General features: G+C 32.5%; 25 protein-coding genes and 3 pseudogenes. 27 read left to right on the top strand and 1 reads right to left on the bottom strand.

Annotation, left to right across the window (positions count from 1 at the left end):
• The first annotated feature begins 49 nt into the window (after positions 1–49).
• The 15 genes and pseudogenes from BR72_RS24215 to BR72_RS24150 all read left to right on the top strand — a co-directional run bounded on the left by BR72_RS24215 (position 50) and on the right by BR72_RS24150 (position 9,368).
• Positions 50–355, top strand: a complete 306-nt coding sequence (locus tag BR72_RS24215) for a TIGR04197 family type VII secretion effector (RefSeq protein WP_035437951.1) — start codon at positions 50–52, stop codon at positions 353–355.
• Positions 356–389: 34 nt separating this feature from the next.
• Positions 390–752: a DUF3958 family protein gene (locus BR72_RS24210; RefSeq protein ID WP_035437949.1), complete on the top strand. Its 363-nt coding sequence runs from the start codon at positions 390–392 to the stop codon at positions 750–752.
• Positions 749–2,284, top strand: coding sequence for a T7SS effector LXG polymorphic toxin (locus tag BR72_RS24205; RefSeq protein ID WP_051957425.1), 1,536 nt, complete (start codon positions 749–751; stop codon positions 2,282–2,284). The genes BR72_RS24210 and BR72_RS24205 overlap by 4 nt, the downstream gene beginning before the upstream one ends.
• Positions 2,285–2,303: 19 nt before the next feature.
• Positions 2,304–2,900, top strand: a complete 597-nt coding sequence (locus BR72_RS24200; RefSeq protein WP_035437947.1) for a pentapeptide repeat-containing protein — start codon at positions 2,304–2,306, stop codon at positions 2,898–2,900.
• A gap of 328 nt (positions 2,901–3,228) precedes the next feature.
• Positions 3,229–3,756 (top strand): annotated as a pseudogene (locus BR72_RS27540) (polymorphic toxin type 50 domain-containing protein); the annotation flags it as partial.
• 16 nt (positions 3,757–3,772) lie between these two features.
• Positions 3,773–4,111: a hypothetical protein gene (locus BR72_RS24190; RefSeq protein ID WP_035437943.1), complete on the top strand. Its 339-nt coding sequence runs from the start codon at positions 3,773–3,775 to the stop codon at positions 4,109–4,111.
• Positions 4,112–4,480: 369 nt separating this feature from the next.
• Positions 4,481–4,693 (top strand): annotated as a pseudogene (locus BR72_RS26110) (CPCC family cysteine-rich protein); the annotation flags it as partial.
• Positions 4,694–4,768: 75 nt separating this feature from the next.
• Positions 4,769–5,350: a suppressor of fused domain protein gene (locus tag BR72_RS24185; RefSeq protein WP_035438022.1), complete on the top strand. Its 582-nt coding sequence runs from the start codon at positions 4,769–4,771 to the stop codon at positions 5,348–5,350.
• Between the two features lie 19 nt (positions 5,351–5,369).
• Positions 5,370–5,765, top strand: a complete 396-nt coding sequence (cdiI, locus tag BR72_RS24180) for a ribonuclease toxin immunity protein CdiI (protein WP_035437941.1) — start codon at positions 5,370–5,372, stop codon at positions 5,763–5,765.
• Between the two features lie 60 nt (positions 5,766–5,825).
• On the top strand, positions 5,826–6,176 hold the full coding sequence (locus BR72_RS24175; RefSeq protein WP_035437939.1) for a hypothetical protein: 351 nt from the start codon (positions 5,826–5,828) through the stop codon (positions 6,174–6,176).
• Positions 6,177–6,533, top strand: a complete 357-nt coding sequence (locus BR72_RS24170; protein WP_035437938.1) for a hypothetical protein — start codon at positions 6,177–6,179, stop codon at positions 6,531–6,533. It begins immediately after the preceding gene.
• A 132-nt stretch (positions 6,534–6,665) separates the two neighbouring features.
• Positions 6,666–6,953, top strand: a complete 288-nt coding sequence (locus tag BR72_RS24165) for a hypothetical protein (RefSeq protein ID WP_035437936.1) — start codon at positions 6,666–6,668, stop codon at positions 6,951–6,953.
• Between the two features lie 11 nt (positions 6,954–6,964).
• Complete coding sequence (locus BR72_RS24160; protein WP_035437934.1) at positions 6,965–7,558, top strand: pentapeptide repeat-containing protein; 594 nt, start codon at positions 6,965–6,967, stop codon at positions 7,556–7,558.
• Positions 7,559–7,969: 411 nt separating this feature from the next.
• Positions 7,970–8,884 (top strand): hypothetical protein, encoded by a 915-nt coding sequence (locus BR72_RS27275; protein WP_051957423.1) that lies wholly within the window; start codon positions 7,970–7,972, stop codon positions 8,882–8,884.
• Positions 8,885–8,888: 4 nt separating this feature from the next.
• Positions 8,889–9,368 (top strand): DUF2247 family protein, encoded by a 480-nt coding sequence (locus BR72_RS24150; protein WP_035437932.1) that lies wholly within the window; start codon positions 8,889–8,891, stop codon positions 9,366–9,368.
• Between the two features lie 168 nt (positions 9,369–9,536).
• On the opposite strand, the gene BR72_RS27705 is transcribed toward BR72_RS24150, so the two are convergent.
• A complete protein-coding gene (locus tag BR72_RS27705) occupies positions 9,537–9,662 on the bottom strand; it encodes an IS3 family transposase (RefSeq protein WP_371261872.1) in 126 nt (41 codons plus the stop codon).
• A gap of 32 nt (positions 9,663–9,694) precedes the next feature.
• Here BR72_RS27705 and BR72_RS24145 point away from each other — a divergent pair, with 32 nt between their 5' ends.
• The 12 genes and pseudogenes from BR72_RS24145 to BR72_RS24100 all read left to right on the top strand — a co-directional run bounded on the left by BR72_RS24145 (position 9,695) and on the right by BR72_RS24100 (position 16,569).
• Positions 9,695–10,198, top strand: a complete 504-nt coding sequence (locus BR72_RS24145) for a hypothetical protein (protein WP_035437930.1) — start codon at positions 9,695–9,697, stop codon at positions 10,196–10,198.
• 338 nt (positions 10,199–10,536) lie between these two features.
• Positions 10,537–11,175: a DUF5984 family protein gene (locus tag BR72_RS24140; protein ID WP_231559768.1), complete on the top strand. Its 639-nt coding sequence runs from the start codon at positions 10,537–10,539 to the stop codon at positions 11,173–11,175.
• 103 nt (positions 11,176–11,278) lie between these two features.
• Positions 11,279–11,755, top strand: a complete 477-nt coding sequence (locus tag BR72_RS24135) for a hypothetical protein (protein ID WP_035437927.1) — start codon at positions 11,279–11,281, stop codon at positions 11,753–11,755.
• Positions 11,756–12,284: 529 nt separating this feature from the next.
• Positions 12,285–12,647, top strand: a complete 363-nt coding sequence (locus BR72_RS24130; protein ID WP_035437925.1) for a hypothetical protein — start codon at positions 12,285–12,287, stop codon at positions 12,645–12,647.
• Positions 12,648–12,770: 123 nt separating this feature from the next.
• Positions 12,771–12,968 (top strand): HNH/endonuclease VII fold putative polymorphic toxin, encoded by a 198-nt coding sequence (locus tag BR72_RS27400; RefSeq protein ID WP_269320434.1) that lies wholly within the window; start codon positions 12,771–12,773, stop codon positions 12,966–12,968.
• Between the two features lie 15 nt (positions 12,969–12,983).
• Positions 12,984–13,664: a hypothetical protein gene (locus BR72_RS24125; protein ID WP_035437923.1), complete on the top strand. Its 681-nt coding sequence runs from the start codon at positions 12,984–12,986 to the stop codon at positions 13,662–13,664.
• A 304-nt stretch (positions 13,665–13,968) separates the two neighbouring features.
• Positions 13,969–14,538, top strand: a complete 570-nt coding sequence (locus BR72_RS24120) for a hypothetical protein (RefSeq protein WP_035437921.1) — start codon at positions 13,969–13,971, stop codon at positions 14,536–14,538.
• A 285-nt stretch (positions 14,539–14,823) separates the two neighbouring features.
• A pseudogene (locus tag BR72_RS27395) lies at positions 14,824–14,952 on the top strand (polymorphic toxin type 50 domain-containing protein); the annotation flags it as partial.
• A 16-nt stretch (positions 14,953–14,968) separates the two neighbouring features.
• The gene (locus BR72_RS24110) at positions 14,969–15,307 is read left to right on the top strand and encodes a hypothetical protein (RefSeq protein WP_035437919.1); all 339 of its coding nucleotides are present in this window, start codon (positions 14,969–14,971) and stop codon (positions 15,305–15,307) included.
• A gap of 279 nt (positions 15,308–15,586) precedes the next feature.
• Entirely contained in the window at positions 15,587–15,928 is a 342-nt protein-coding gene (locus BR72_RS24105; RefSeq protein WP_035437918.1) for a hypothetical protein, read from the top strand.
• Positions 15,929–15,990: 62 nt separating this feature from the next.
• Complete coding sequence (locus BR72_RS26895; RefSeq protein WP_197059969.1) at positions 15,991–16,131, top strand: hypothetical protein; 141 nt, start codon at positions 15,991–15,993, stop codon at positions 16,129–16,131.
• A 24-nt stretch (positions 16,132–16,155) separates the two neighbouring features.
• Positions 16,156–16,569, top strand: a complete 414-nt coding sequence (locus BR72_RS24100; protein ID WP_035437916.1) for a hypothetical protein — start codon at positions 16,156–16,158, stop codon at positions 16,567–16,569.
• The last annotated feature ends 227 nt before the right edge of the window (positions 16,570–16,796 follow it).

The following is a 16,796-nucleotide window of genomic DNA, read 5'->3' as shown; positions in this document are numbered from 1 at the left end:
GAACGAATTCTGAAAGGCTCGACAGAAAAAGAGAGAGAGGATTCAAGTGATGGGACAATTTCAAAGTAATTTTCAAACGGCAGGACAAATCGCAACGCAAATGGGAACAGCTGCCAATACGATTCAAAATGCCACAAGTAGATCCATAACCAAATCGTCACGTACAACGTTATCCGTCAACGCCAAAGCACAAGAAGCGAATCAACAAGCTTTGGAATTAACGAAACAATTTTATAGCGCCTTTCAACAAGCCGTTAGCAACATTCATTCTGTAGCTAACGAGTTCGAGCGTATGGATAACGCACTTCAAAACAATTTTTCACAATTATCCTTTCATAAAAGCCCCTTTAACTGATACCTATGTGAACTAAAAAAGTAGGAGGGAAAAGATGAGTCAAGATATAGAGAAACAAATGAAGCAACTGAACGAAAAATTAAGAAGTCTATCTGAAGAACAATATCAAAATCAATGCGCGATTCAAAAGCAAGAACAAGCGGAAGTAGACTTTTATCAATGGAAAGGGCAAAGCTATCGCTTGTTTGACCGTATATTAGAAACTTGGCATAATGATAGAGAACTAGGACAATTCTTCCATAATTTGCGTCAAGATGCAGGGCAAATTGAGCGAAAGGTTACCTACGAATTGGAAGACCAAAAAGAAACGTTGCTAAAGGAAAAGCAAAACTTAAGTAACCTAGAAAATGATCTTCACCATCAGCGCCAAAAGTTAGCACTGGAGGTGAGATCATGAGCCTAGACATGTATCTAGGAGAAGTGCAATCTCAAACACAAAGTATGAATGCTATGTGCACTGCAACGATTCAAGGTATGGAACAAGCCATCAATTCGATTGACGCTTTTGTATTCGATGCTGTTTTGCAAGGGCAAACTTACGACAGTGCAAAAGCATTCTTCGCTCAAACATTCCGTCCTTTAGCGCAAGGGATTATTTACTTGTGTGAAGAATTGATCTATCAAAATGATGCCTTTCCAAACGATTTTCAATCCAAAGTAGCTTCAACAGATGTAATCGAACAAGAAATAGAAGAACAAATTCGGGGGATTGACCAAACGAAAGCAGGTATGGAGGTAATTAGTAATACCCTTCCCGGCATGCAAGCTATGATGGGTATTTTTGATTTAATGAAACAAAAGCTGCAAGAAAAGCTAAACCATCTGCGTGAATTCAATTCTACTTCTAGTAGTAATTATGATACAGCACTCCAACTAGCTGCGAGCATTGCGCAAGGTCTTGCGGAAGTTCAAAGCGGAAAAGGTTTTAGCCCCGCATCAGGCACATTTAGTACGCAAGGGTTGCATATGGAGTGGACGGGGCCTATTCAAAAAATTGCAGAAGAGAAAGCTCGTGAAGCTGAAATTGAAAAAGAAATTGAAGAAGAAATGGCCTTAGAAGAACAAGAAGCCAATAAACCATGGTATCAAAAAACAGGTACCGCTGCTTTGGAATTTCTACAAGGTATTCCCGGATTTTCTCAAGGTTTTGACATTGCAATTGTCGAAAACGTTTTTGGATTAACACCACCTGTAAGTGATGAATTAGAAAACAGTACAAGCTATCAAGCTGGAAAGCTTACGGGACATGTTTTATCTGGGGCGTGGTCTATTGTAGAAATGTTTGCTGGTCTTACCCTCATAGGAGGCTCTAATTTTTTAACCCTAGCAGCGGGATTAGTGACTGCTGGGGGAGCAATACCAATTGCTGTCCCGGTTAATGGCGTTCTTACAGTAGCTGGAGCTACTGCTGCTGGCCATGGTGGATTTGTCTGGTATAATACAATTCAAAATGGTAAGGATACTCTTCAAAAATTCCAGTCTTCTGGTGGAGGAAAAGGAAGTAGTGGGGCTAACAAAGTTTCTAGAACAGCAGAAGAATTGGAAGGCTTAGCTAGAGATCCATCTCATGGAGGAAAAATAACTGAAGGTGCTAAAATTGAACGAGAAGTAGGATTAGCATTGGAAGAAAGAGGGGATTTGGGGCATATTGTCAGGGATTCCAATCCAAAAGGTGGAGCAGAGTTTATTGATAAAACTACTGGGAAAAAGTACGATGTAAAAAGCTTTAAATCTTATCCAAATGGTCAAACTTCTCCGAAAAAAGGCGCTTTTACTGTTGACAAAGCACTTAAAAATATAAAAAAGGAATTTGATAGAGGATATGATGTAATTATTAATACAACTGATTTAACGAATGAACATAAGGTAGAATTAATTAAAGCTTTGAAAGAAAAAGGGTGGATTAATAAAGTTATATTCTATCCGTAAAAAAGAGGTGAAAATTAAAATGAATATAGACTTAACTAAGAAATTAGAAAAACATAATTTGTTTGTTAAAAGCGCTGGAGATCATGGAGAAAAGTTAGTACTAGATGAATTTGATTTAAGAGAATTAAATTTTTATAATATAGATTTATCAGAAAGTATGTTAATTGATTGTAATTTAGAAGATATAAAGGTTGATAATGTAGATTTTTATGGTGCTGAACTGTATTCTTCAAGTTTTCAAAACTCAATTATTACGCAAAGTGGTTTTGTTAAAGCGAAAGCAGATTATACGTCATTTAGAAATACTAAAATATATGAAACTAACTTTTCTAAAGCAGACTTAATGGAAGTCGATTTTTCTTCAACAATTATTCAAGATAGTGGATTTGTTTTTAGCAACTTATATAAAGCAGATTTTAGTAATTCAGAGTTAACAAATGTGGATTTTGAATCAGTTTTCTTAGAGGAGACACTATTTAATCATACTAAATTAAGTAGTTTATTAAATTTGGAAAAAGCATTAATAAGATCCATTAATATAGGAACAGCTGATAATCCTGTAATTTTAGCAGAAAAAACAGCAGAAAAATGGTTGAAGGAAAATAGTAATTTGTAATTTACAATGATATGTTAGATATAATATGAAAAAATGAAACTTTAAAGAGCTAGACCAAGAAAAAGTGCTTGAGGATAATCAAAGTGCTAGTTCTATCATGTTAATGGGACATAGAGATTACGGTGGTTGAGATTGTTAAGATAGAATTAAACTAAGGAAAATCCGGCTCCCAAGAGCCGGATTTCTTCATTATCTAAACTACCTCACATATTCCTCATTAAAATACATCCAGATACCTTCTTTTAACCCACCACCATTTACAAAAATCCAATTTTCATAATCATAATGTACATCATATGCTCCAGGATTTTTAATCTGCTCAACAACAGCATCACCAATTGCTCTTCCAGCTAATGCAGTTCTTACATTAGCCGGAGCAGGTGTTGCTACACATGGTGGATTTGTCTGGTATAATACCGTTCAAAATAGTATTGATACTCTTCAAAGGTTCCAGTCTTCTGGTGGAGGTAAGGGTACGGTTAATCGTATACCTTCTTATGGAAAAGATTCTGTACCTAAAGGTCCATACCGTGAAGTACATGGTTACCCATTAAAAGTGAAAGCTGGAGCTCAAGAAAAATATATTCCTAATACACCTAACTACAAACAAGAGGTTGCAAATGGAAAAAACAAGAGTATTTTGTATGGTGATAATAAAACAGCACAAGAATTGCTTGATAAGTTTGCCAGGAAAGGTACAGTATTAAAAAACGGTAGAGAAAGAGTAGACTTTGGTCAAGTAATAGGGAAATACTATGATATGCAAACTGGGAAATATATAGAGACTACTAGAGGCATGATACATTATGGAAAAGATGGTGCGCACATAGTTCCTTCAAAACCATTAGAACCATAAGAAAAGGATGATACAAATGGAATATAATTCTTTAATAAAAACACTAGATGAGTATGGAGGTAGTAAACTGATAATAGAATGGCAAAGTGGATTAAAGATTATCGGTAAACCAGACACACTCTTTGAAACAGACAATGGGTTGGATGACGATGATGTGAATTATACAGAATATGATGCAGTTGCATTTCAAGTAAATCGTATTTTATCCCATCCTGCTACTAACGAAGGTAGTGTATATGATTGGTTAAGACAAGAGAGAAGTTCATTGGTTGAAATTTCTCTCTATGATGATCCACCAAGTGCAGTATTTTTAACCGAAGGAAAGAAAGTATGGGAAAGGGAAATACATAAATAATAATCGCTATTTAAACTTTGACCTTGATTGGCTTTTAGCCTTTCAAGGTTTTTTATAGTTATAAAAAGTTTTATAGTTAAATGATAAGGGTAAGAGTACTTTAGAAAAGCATGCTGAAAAACATGATTATGATTCATCAGAGGAATATCTACAGGATACAGAGAATTTTTTGGGAAAATATTCAAAATCAACAACTCAAATTTTTGTTTCTAATGAAGGGACATATTTTAGATATGACAATGCCATAAATGGGTTTGGAATTATTAACCAATATGGAGGGCATCAACATATTTCAAACCGGCAGATGGAATTGATTACTGGTTAAAACAAATTAAATTATATGCTCCAAAGTAAAGAGAGGTGGTTAAAATGACAGCAAAAAAATGTCTATGTTGTGGGTACTTTACGATTGAGGATGACTATGATATTTGTGAAGTTTGTTATTGGGAATATGATACAGTGGCACATAATATGCCAAATGTTGTAATTGGTCCAAATGGTGTTTCTTTAAACCAAGCACAAAAAAATTATAAAGGCTTTGGTGCTTCAGAAAAGAAGTTTATTGATGAGGTTAGAGCTCCTGAAGCAGAAGAATTCCCAGAAAATAATCTTGAAAACAAATTATTAAGAAGTATTAGCGAAGTGGAGGAGAGCATAATGGGGATACCAAATGAAAGTAAAATAATTGCTAAATCAGCTTTAAAAGCGTTTGGAGGTAATCCTGCTGTTTCTAAATATTGGGATGATAATGATATAAGTAATATAGATATTTTATCAACAGGGGATAGACCTTGTGAGGGTATTACATCGTATTCTACTATTGGCTTGTATATGCATTCAATAGGACGATCTATAGATGAAAAGTCTTTGCGAGTAGAAATTGTTGGTGCGAGTGCAACAGCTTATAAAGATTATGCAAATGTACTAGCAACATGTGCTTTTTGTGTAATCAACTCAAAAATGCCAATCTATCCAGGTCAAATATTTTTGGATGTGTTGAAGTTTTATTATCCTAACAGTGAAATGAAACATATGCTTTTTGTGCCACCATTTCTGTGGGAAGATCAGTTACAAACAATCGATTTTCTAGAGAAAAAAGTCGCGTGGTTGCTTTCAGTTCCAATATCAGAAAAAGAATATTTATTTGCTCAACAAAATGGTTCAGATAAGCTTGAAGACTTATTTGTGCAAAATGAGATAGACATTTTCAATATTGAACGAGGGTCTGTACTATTATAGATTAAGGAGTAGAGGCATAATGGAGTACAAATTGATTACCGATAAAAATGAATTAGATATTTTAATGAAGGATTATTTTTTTGAGATATCAGATGTTAGAAATAAATTGCAAGAAGCATTACATTATTTTAGTAAAAAAGAAGGTTTCGGAAGTGGTGGAAAATCAATTTTATTTGCAAATGATTTAGGTGAATCTGATGAGGCATTTTTTGAATTGCAAAATAACAAGGTATTGTTTTCTGTTAACCAAGCTACTTCGAGTGCTAATGAGGATAGTGAGGTATATTTAAGTTTTCAAGAGTTCTATGAATATTTGAAAGGCCAAGTAGAAAAAGTAAGCGCAGAGAAACCTGAAGAGAAAGAAGAATTAGAAAGGTTATTATTTCAAGTAAAACAAGGGTTATCAATAGAATGAACAAAAAATACGAATGGTTATCTAATTAATTGTAAAATAGGTAAAAAAATTAATAAAGCGTTGAAATCAAAAGATCCTGCATTAAAGATTGAAGGTGAAGTAGCAGATGCTATAAAAGAACGTGTAATAGCATTCAGAAAAAATATAGATACACCAAATGGTAGAATAGATGAAATTGATGTAGAAACAGATAAATATATTATTGATGCATTTAATGGTAAGAAATCTAAAGAATCATCTACATTTGCTAAGTATTTTGATGAAAGAGCACGATATATTAATCCGGAAGGGAGAGGTGTAATACTTTACGCACCAAATATATCACCTACAAAGATTCCAGGAATAGAGTTAACTGGAGTTAAAGTTATACAAAATCTTGAAGAACTTAAAAAGTTAATAGGAGGGAAATAAGTGAGCAGAAATTATCAAGTATTTTCAGAAGAGTTTATAGAAGACAAGGATTTAACAGACATAATCAAGGATTTGAATGGGTACAAAAATGATATTGGTGATTTTACAATTCAGAATAAAGATGCTTCAGTTTGGATAAGTTATTCAGGAAAAGGATTAGATAAAGATTATTATCAAGAGGAAATTGAAGAGGTATTATTAAATCATGATATAAAAATTAAGCGTGTTATAACTATAGAATTAAGTAGTGATGATAACTGTGAATTAATAGTAAATGAATTTTATATGAGACTGAGGAAAAAATATACTAAACTAATATTGATGAATCAAGATGGGGAATATTTTACTTCAGCATAAATATTCTATATTAACTAATAGAAAATTCATAGTTTATCCTGACTTAAAAGGGGAATAAACTTATAAAGTAAATTCAACAGAAAAAATTATACGTTTCACTATATAATTTTAATAATATAGCTAAAAGAAAAAGTGAAAATATTAAAGAAGCTGCTCCAATACAAAGGAGCGGAATTTATTAATACAACAACTGGTTTGAAATGGGATGTAAAAAGTTTTGAATCGTATCCTCATGGTTATACTTCACCTAAAAAAGGTGCTTTTACAGTTCAAAGAACTATGGATAAAATATACAAAGAATTTGACAAAGGTAATCATGTCATTATTGATATAAGAAAATTGGTACCTGAACATATTGGACAACTAAAAAAAGCAATTGATGAAGCAGGAATAGCAGATAAAATAATATGGTATCCATAAGGAGGAAGTAAATGGGGAGTAATGTTGCTAGTAAGTTTGAATTACACAAGAGATGGGTTGAGACAATTGGCGAAGAAGGAGATCAATTAAATTTAGATGAAGTAGATTTTAGAAATATAGATTGTTCTAAAAGTTTGTTAGAACAGTCATATTTGACAGGGTGTATCTTTGATGGTCTTAATTTAAAGAATGTTGATTTTCATGGATCAGTTTTATGTTCATCAACTTATAAAAAAACTAATTTAGATTCTTGTGATTTTTATAAATCAGATTTGGGATATACTAATTTTTCTTATGCAATTTTAAAAAATGTTAATTTCAGCAAATCTGATTTTTGGGAAGCACTATTTAACAATGCTAATTTAACAGAATGTAACCTGTCAGATACTAACTTCTCATCAACTGATTTTAGCAATGTAAGATTAAGTAATGTGGATATAAGTTTATCAAGATTTGAAAATACTTTATTTAGTGGAGCAACATTAGAAAATATCAAAGGAATTGAAGAGGCATTTTTTCATAGTATTAATATTGGTACATTGGAGCAACCCATCCTATTGGAACGAGAACAAGCAAAGAAATGGGTAATAGAAAATTGTTTGTAGTGATAGTAAAAAAAGTCAATTTAGCTACAAAATAATATAAATACACCGTAATGTAATTTAGACTTTAAAGGAACATGTAAAAGTATTAGAGAGCCATCCCCTTTGTATTGGAGCAGTTCTCTTCATTATCTAAGCCAACTTACATATGATTCATTAAAATACATCTAACCGCCTTCTTTTAACCCACCACCATTTACAAAAATCCAATTTTCATAACGATAGTGTACATCATATGCTCCAGCATTATTAATCTGTTCAACAATGACATCACCTGTGCTAGCATCTTCTCTAAGATTGATTCCTGTGCCAGATAATCAAACAACGTCTGCTGTTTTACCGTCTTTATTAATTTTATAAACATCAGCACGTAAACGGCGTAATTCATCGATAAAAGCTTGTGTACCAGCTTACATGTTGTCCATTGTTTTCACTTCAACGGCACCCGAGAATAATGCGTCAGCTTTACAAGAACAAGAAGCCAATAGACGATGGTATCAAAAAATAGCTATCGGTGCTTGGGGGGTTATGCAAGGTTTTATCGGGTTTTTTCAAGGTGCTGGTAATGCGATTTTCGAAAACGCTACTGGACTAAAATCATCTGATGATGATGAATTAGAAAGCAATCTAACCTATCAAACTGGAAAGCTTACGGGAAATGTCTTATCAGGAGCGTTGTCTATTGTAGAAATTTTAGGTGGTTATGCTCTTGTAACAGGATCTAATATTGGAACCGTATTGTTAGGAGGAATAACTGGTGGGGCAGCATTACCAATTGCTCTTCCAGCTAATGCAGTTCTTACATTAGCCGGAGCAGGTGTTGCTACACATGGTGGATTTGTTTGGAGTAAGACGGTTCAAAATGGTAAGGATACTCTTCAAAAAATCCAGTCTTCTTCGTCTGATGGTGGGTCTGTTAAGAAAGTTAAAGAGACTAATAAGCTTGATAAAGGAGGACATGGTACTAAGGGGACGGATGAACTTAAGCATCCTGTTTTAGATAATACTCGAGTGGGTAGTGCATTAAAAGATAATTTTTACCATAGCTTCAATGATATAATTGATAACTATGCAGTTGATGCTCAAAGATTTGATTTACCAAATAAAAAAGGGCATATGGATTCGTTGTATCAGATAGAAGGTTCAATGGTGAAGTATGACACGAAATATGTAAAGGTTAAGAATAACGCCCCTGAAGTGTTACAGACGAAAAAAACAATAAATGGCGTGTTTGAATGGGTGGTCGACCCTACGACTAACAAAGTAACACATAGAACATTTATACCTGACGGAAAAGTTACAGGAAAAATAAATCAGTGGGGGAGATAGAAGAATGTATACAGTTGAAATAATTAAGAAAAATGGATTTGATTGTAACTGGACTACTTTGTTTATTGGTAGACAGTTTAAGTTAATTTCTTCTTTAGAAGTAACAAATTATGCTGTTACATATCTAGAGAATAATCCTACTGTTAATTCTGAGGATATCCTTGAATTGGCGTGGGAACAAGCAGAAGATAAAGTAGATGATTTACTTAAAAGAATAATCTCTGACAGTTCTTCGGAAGTCATGAATAAAGAGTATCATAAGTGGCTATATAGCATTATGAAAGAGATATATAATAACTCTTCTGGTGATAATATGTTTAGGGATATTGAAAATATTTTTTCAATACTTAATACGCCCCAAAATATGTATGAATTTTTTAGAAAAGTATCGGATGCATTTTATTATCCTTCTGATTCAAAATATACAATAAAAGAACTTGTTGAGGAGTTTTTGGATACTGAGAAGCAACTAATACTAGATTAATTATTAATAAGAGAACGATGGACTAATACGCCATCGTTTTCTTTTAAGCGAGGCTACCGAGTGCGGATAAATAGCTTTTTATAAAGAGAAGTAGTGAAATTACTGCACATGATAAACATTATATAGCGGTTAATAGATAGGGAATAGGTTTAAGTGAAGCAGATTTAATTAAGTGAAGTGACCCCATAAAGTTAGACAGGTTATTTTATTAGGTAACTTCTTGGGCATGGGCTTGTATTGTACCGGGTTCATGCTTTTTCGTTTAGCTTTAACTCGTTTGTTGTTGTAAAACATGCTCGATATAATACGCAGAATGGAGGAAAATAATGCTTAAGTTAGTAGATCTTATTGATATACAAAAATGTAATATAGAGATTGACTATTATGTGCCATTCTCTGTTGAAATTGGTGAGCAGAAAACTTACGTTGAAAATAAAGTGTACTGGCGAACAGGTAATATACAAAATTCATTACTTGAAATAGGTTTAGGGGAAAAAACAGGAACATTAAGGAGTATCACTCTAACTGCTGTAAACCAATCAAAATTGGAAGAGATGCCATTGCAAGAGATAAAAGTGATTGAAGGTAACCCGATTTTCGATATTTCAATGATAAATGGAAATATCTTTGATTATAAAGCTGAATTTAATGTGTACCTTGGGGAAAACGATATAACTATTTTATTAGGTTCAGTAGACAAAACTAAGACTATAGTTGAAATAAACAGAGTTGAGATGGGTTTTAATTCAGAGGAGGAACTTCAATTTATCAAAATTAAAGAACTGGTAAAAGAGGAATATTCCGAATTGAAAGCTAGTCTGAATCTATAACTTAAAACCCACAATGACAATAAAATTCGCTGTCGTTGCGGGTTTTCTTATTACTTTAAAAAAGACAGGGGTACAATATATAATTGCTTGTTTGAAGATGAGTATTGAAGATTACATCAAATAGAAAAATTGAACGACTCAAAGAATAAACAACTTTATAATGTTGACGAGGGAAAACTTATTAAATTTCAACCAGACGACGAAACAGGCTGGCATCCGTATGAAGTGAAAAATCCTGCAAAAGAAGTACTTACCGATGTATTAAGATAGATGTTTAAAAATGGTAAGATTACAAAGGTTGAATACAATAAATTTCCAAAGAACAAATGAGGTGTTTCATGGTGAAAGTTTTTGGTGAGAAAAACACATTTGCAATTCAATATGAGTTTCTCAATAATCCTTTTAATGAAAGAGGTTGGATTGGTGAAACATGGGGGAGCTTTCAATTTTTTGTTAATGGAAAGGATATTTGTCAATATAAACGTAAGGATACAATCGTAAACTATCAATGGAACGTAATGTATATAGTCGAGTGGTTTAGCGAAAACCTAAAGCATATATTGAGTACTGAACCATTCCCTCTTCCTGTTGAAGGAAGGCATTCTATTGAATTACTAGAAAATTGTTTGGAGTTTGATTCAGATAATGAGGATGAATTTGATGAGTGGTTCGACAAAAAACAAGATTGGGAATTTAAACATTCTTGGTTTTCAAGTAGAGCTGGTTCATTTTTTCCAGATGTATTTTTCAGAAGAGTTGGAGATGAAATAGAGATTGCTTGGAATAATGAGTCGACTTATATCTCAGAAGGTGTTTCATTTATTAATTCAATGGGATTTGAATATGTACCAAGTAGTATATTTGAAGTTTCCGTAAAAAATTTCATAGAAAATTTCTTGGATAATCTTATGCAGAATTCTAAGCATAAAATTAATGCTAAAGAAATTTGTGGAAAAATAAAGAAATCAGTAGAGTAACTATTTTCGTTGAAAAGCAAATCCAAATGGGATTTAAAGAATTTAAAAGAGCTACTCATAGTTAAAGATAGAGTCGTTACAAGAGTATTCGGAGGTTAATTTTATGGATTGTGAATTATTTCTGTTATCGGATTTAAGTCATAAGTCGTTGGGACAAGAAATAGAAAGTATCTCCAAAAAAATATTAAATGAAGATGTTACTATAAAAGAAAATACAGAGGAAATTCATATAGCTTACAAATACTTTTCGATGGATATAGAAATTGAAGACATTTCAGATATAGAATTTATAAGGAGTCACTATGAGCTAAATGTCAATAAGTCCATTCGAGTACTAATATTCGGTAACACATTTAATGAGGGCTTAAATGTTTTGTTTAAAGTGATTGGAAAATTAATGAATAGGTTTGAAATGAACTTGTTATTACTAGAGAATGGATCTGATCAACTTATTAGAAAAGAAAATGACATTTTAATTGTTAACACTGAATTGGATCAATATCAATCAAATTATCTTTCTAAAAAACTACTTGAATTACTTGATTATCCATATATTGAAAGGAAGTTATCAAAAAGATAGCGAAATATAAATGTTGCCACGGAATTATGTATCTGTGGCATTTTTTAAGTTAAATCTTTTCTCCGCTTTCTCTGAATGTAAAAACTTCAACTGCTAGTAGGTCTGTTAGCGGAGTTACGGGTGGTAGAGGGGCTACAATATCCATTGAAAAATTAATGAGAGACCAAATAAGACAGGTCATGGAAAAGCTATTGAATGAAAGGTAAATTAATCTTGATGATCTAAGATTAACGATTCCATTAGTCAGGAGCACCATATTGATAGCTTGATACTACATGAAATCCAAGAAACCATGGATGAGGTTGGAGAAAGCATAGCCAATCCATATCATGACCTTGAAAAATTCAAATAATGTTAAAGGGTTTATTAGTTAAAACAAGCATTCCTCCAACAAATTTGCAGCCGTACACTATTGAAGTAACTCCATAAAGTTGGACAGGTTATTTCGTTAGGCAGATTTTTGGGCATAAGATCGCGCGGTATGTATGGACAGTTTATCCTGTTCCAACACCGTAAAGGAGTTATTGTTATGTGTGAGTCCAAAGTAAAAGAGATATTGAAAAGGTACAGTTTTAGAGAATTGAGTAAAATAAACGATTTCTTAATCCTAGAAATTGACGATGACAATTTAGAAGAAACAATAAATTTTGTAAAAAGCAATGATAAGGAAAAACAGAAGAACTTTGACGATATCCTTTATTCTGGTGATAAATATATTGGATTTTTTTTAGAGGGAAATCAATATCTAATAGGAAGCACTGAAAATAAAGGAATTATTATTGATTTTATTGGTGAAGCAGATACTAGATTAATGTTACCAATAAAAGATTTTATTTTTATGATTTCTCACAAGAAACAAGTATTAAATGATATAGATGCAATAAGAGACTAAAATAATCAAAATGGTAATTTATATAAGGTGCTATCGAGTTTTTTCAAGGGGCTGGCGATGTAACTTTCGAAAACTATACTGAAATAAAACCAAATGTAAGTGATAAATTAGAAAGCAAGCGGTATTCCTGTTAATGAACAGCCAACTAAGGTTACACCAGCTGTAGATAAAAGAGGGAACCCTATACCTGGAAGAGACTATTATTTCAAAGATGGTAAGATTATAAGAGAGCATTCAGGCGGTCATACTTACCCAGATGATCCATCCAAAAATAGAGGGTCACATTTTAGTGATATACATGGAAATCATTATGACCATTAAAATTGAGGTGGGAAGATGAAGTGTTGGAATGAAGTAAAAGAAGATGCATTCTCATACTACAAATGGTTTAGTAAAGATGAAGCAATTAAAAGAGTTGGTAATTTACCAAATTTAAGTGTATACAGTGTTAATGGCTCCATGTTATTTAGCCCAGATGAAAAGAATCAATTCAAAGAAGTATGTGGCACTGAAATCAAGCAAGTATGTATGAAACATGATTTAACTTATGTCTACAAATTCTACTTGCTTGCAGTTATTGAAATCAAAGACACGAACTCTAAGATTGAAAAATACCGAAAAGTATGGAAGGCTCTTCAAACCAAATGGAAACTTGAGGTATTTCATAAGGGTCCAGAAGTTGAGATGGAAGTTGGAGGGAAAACTTTCTACTCAAGTATTGCAGAGTTTTGTCTTGAGAAACTTCCAGCTGCCATTGAAATAGTTTCTAGTAACCCTAAAAGATTTACAATCATTGCAAGTAAAAGTAGTGATATGCTTACGGAAGAAAACATTAGCGGAATCTTCGGAAAAGCATTTAATGAATATAATCAATGGAAAGATGAAATAGATTATTTTAATCTTTCCATTCATCTCTGCCCAAAAGGTGATATAGTTTTTAGATGGGGGGATTCATTAGAGGAAGCAGAAATAGCTGCTATATTTAAAAGAGATATGCTTATCCTTTTAAATAGCTAACTGCAAAACTTTGCTAGAAGTCACTGCATTTCAATTAATAATTATAATATTTTAATAGAGTTAAAGAAAATCCGACTTGCAAGAGCCGGATTTTTTCATTATCTAAGCCAACTTACATATTCCTTATCAAAATACATCCAACCACCAGTTTTCAATTCGTCACCATTTGCGAAAATCTAATTTTCATAGCGATAGAAATGAAGAATTAGAAAGTAAGCTAACCTATCAAGCTGGAGGGTTTGTGGGAAATGGTGTTACTGGATTATGGAAAATTAAATTTATAGAGTAAAAGGGAGTGTATTTGTTGATAAATGAAATTACTAATGAAAATACTAAACAGGATTTAATGCATACTTTTGAGAAAATTTTTATGAGCACCAATCCTTTTCAATATGTGTTTACTAAAAATATAAAGGAAGTAATAATTTTATTTCCAACTGATGGCTATTATTTAACTGAGAAGCAGTTTATTGCACTTCAAGAAACTATGGTTACTTTTAAAGAAAATGAATTTTACATTTCTGAGGTTGAGGGAACAGATATTTTTAAAAATGTTGAGAAGACAAATAGTTATCAAAGTAGACATTGGATAATAGATGACGTTACAAGTTTACATGATTATGATGAAGTCCAATTATTTTTAGAGAATGCTATATATTCAACTCAAGGAAAATGGGGACTTATTGTTTCACATGAAGAACATGCATTACTAGGAGGAACAAGTGAGTTTATTAGGCGGTTTAAGATGAATTATCCAGAATGGGAAGAGTGTACAAATAATCTTTTAAAACAATGGAAGGATAATGAAAGGTTATATGGGGCAAGTTCTATTTGGGTTGATAATTTAATTAAGTCTATTAAATCTATTAAATAAAAAGTATTGCATATCTCCATGAACACAAACAAAAAACAATGGGTATATATGAGTATCTAGGTACGTCTAATTAGAGGTACATGAAGAATAAATTTAGAAATTACTAAAGAATGATTACAGTTCAAAAACGTAGTCTTATTGAAAAGAGAGTGAAGGCTCGTTCGATTAGAAAATAGTTCTTGTAATCGGATAAAAAAGTATAATTTACATCCTTGTATAATATTGAATATAAATTTTTATCTAAAAACAGCTACCGCTGCTCTGGAATTTCTACAAGGTGTTGCCGAATTTGGTCAAGTAATAGGAAAATACTATGATATGCAAACTGGGAAATATCTAGAAACTACTAGAGGCATGATACATTATGGAAAAGATGGTGCGCACATAGTTCCTTCAAAACCATTAGAACCATAAGAAAAGGATGATACAAATGGAATATAATTCTTTAATAAAAACACTAGATGAGTATGGAGGTAGTAAACTGATAATAGAATGGCAAAGTGGATTAAAGATTATCGGTAAACCAGACACACTCTTTGAAACAGACAATGGGTTGGATGACGATGATGTGAATTATACAGAATATGATGCAGTTGCATTTCAAGTAAATCATATTATATCCCATCCTGCTACTAACGAAGGTAGTGTATATGATTGGTTAAGACAAGGGAGAAGTTCATTGATTGAAATTTCTCTCTATGATGATCCACCAGGTGCAGTATTTTTAATCGACGGAAAGAAAGTATGGGAAAGGGAAATACATAAATAATAGTCGCTATTTAAACTTTGACCTTGATTGGCCTTTAACCTTTCAAGGTTTTTTAAAGTTAAATGAAATGTAAATCGATATTTGAATCAAAAGACCACGAAGATAACAAACGTGCGAGATTAATTGCAATGCCTAAAAAACTTATTATTTGATTTATACTTTAAACACGATAGTGACAAAGCTCGTGAAGATGAAATTGAAAAAGAAATTGAAGAAGTAATAGCTATAGAAAATAATGAGATAATAACAGCATATCCTATTCATACGAGGAGGTGAAAAATGAAATATACATATGAATTTTATCGTGATGGGCTTGGGGGATTGAGAATACGTTTACCAAAAGAAATTTTTATTATCTCTCATTTTTTAGAAGATACTTTAGACGATGAGGTAGATGAATATGTACAGATTTTAGATAATGTAGTAGACAAAAAATTTCCACATTATGAAATAGAGGGGAATATAGCAGCTGTTTATATAGAATCTAATTATACAAGTGCAATTAACCTTTTTATGAGCCCTCCAAATAACCAGTGTAGAATTGAAACCTCTGAATTTAGAAAATTACTAGTATTATGGAGAGATAAGGTAGTAGAAGAAGGGAAAGATATAGAATTGTAAAAGAAGACCTCTAAGAGTTTTTAGGCTATGTTGTAACTCATTTGGACGAGAAATTACTTGCTATGTGGAATGTCTTATCAGATTCCTTTTGGTATAGAGCAATAATAAATGGAATTGAGATTGATGTTATCAAAATTGCTGCTGATGTAACTAGCGGTTACTCAACAGGAAGTGTGAGTGCACCTCGTTCATCGGGATTTTAAGATTTAAATGGAAAGGTGATAAAAATGTATAGAGAATTAGATGATCTTTTATCTGCGAATACAACTGAGGACGCATGGTACGATGATGGTTGTATAATTGCAAGCGAGATATTATTAGAGTTTAGCCAAAAAGATTGGGAGGAATTAGCAAGTAAGGCACTTACTAAACCGATAGAATGGCAGAAAAAACTGGCATACTGTATGGATAGTAACTGTAATGTGTATGAATTCGGAATATTACTATCATTGCTTAGCATTGAAGATGAAGAACTATTTGTGATATGTATAGATACCCTAAGAAGCTTTACGACTCTAGAAAACAAGCAAATGCTATTGAACGATCCATCCATACTGCATCGAATAAATGAAATACTTCCAAAGGCAAGCAAACCGGTAAAGAAAATACTCGAAGATTTCCTCGTGAAGATTGATTCTTAAAGAATCTAATTGTTTACAACCAATAAATTCAAACATTAAAATCCTTAGCAAATAATTGATAACCTTTTTAAAGTTTATTCCCACACGAATCATATATAGGAATAAGCTTTCCGCATTGAGCCAGTTTCATATGAGAGTGGTTGCGGTGACATTTACATAAAACTTACTATATCAAGCTTTAATGTTTTCACTCTATTTGTGAAAGCAGGGGCTTTTGGGGGAGCATG

It is taken from the genome of Bacillus sp. UNC322MFChir4.1 (assembly GCF_000746135.1).
Classification (GTDB): domain Bacteria; phylum Bacillota; class Bacilli; order Bacillales; family Bacillaceae_G; genus Bacillus_A.
This window is presented reverse-complemented; position numbering and strand designations above follow the sequence as displayed.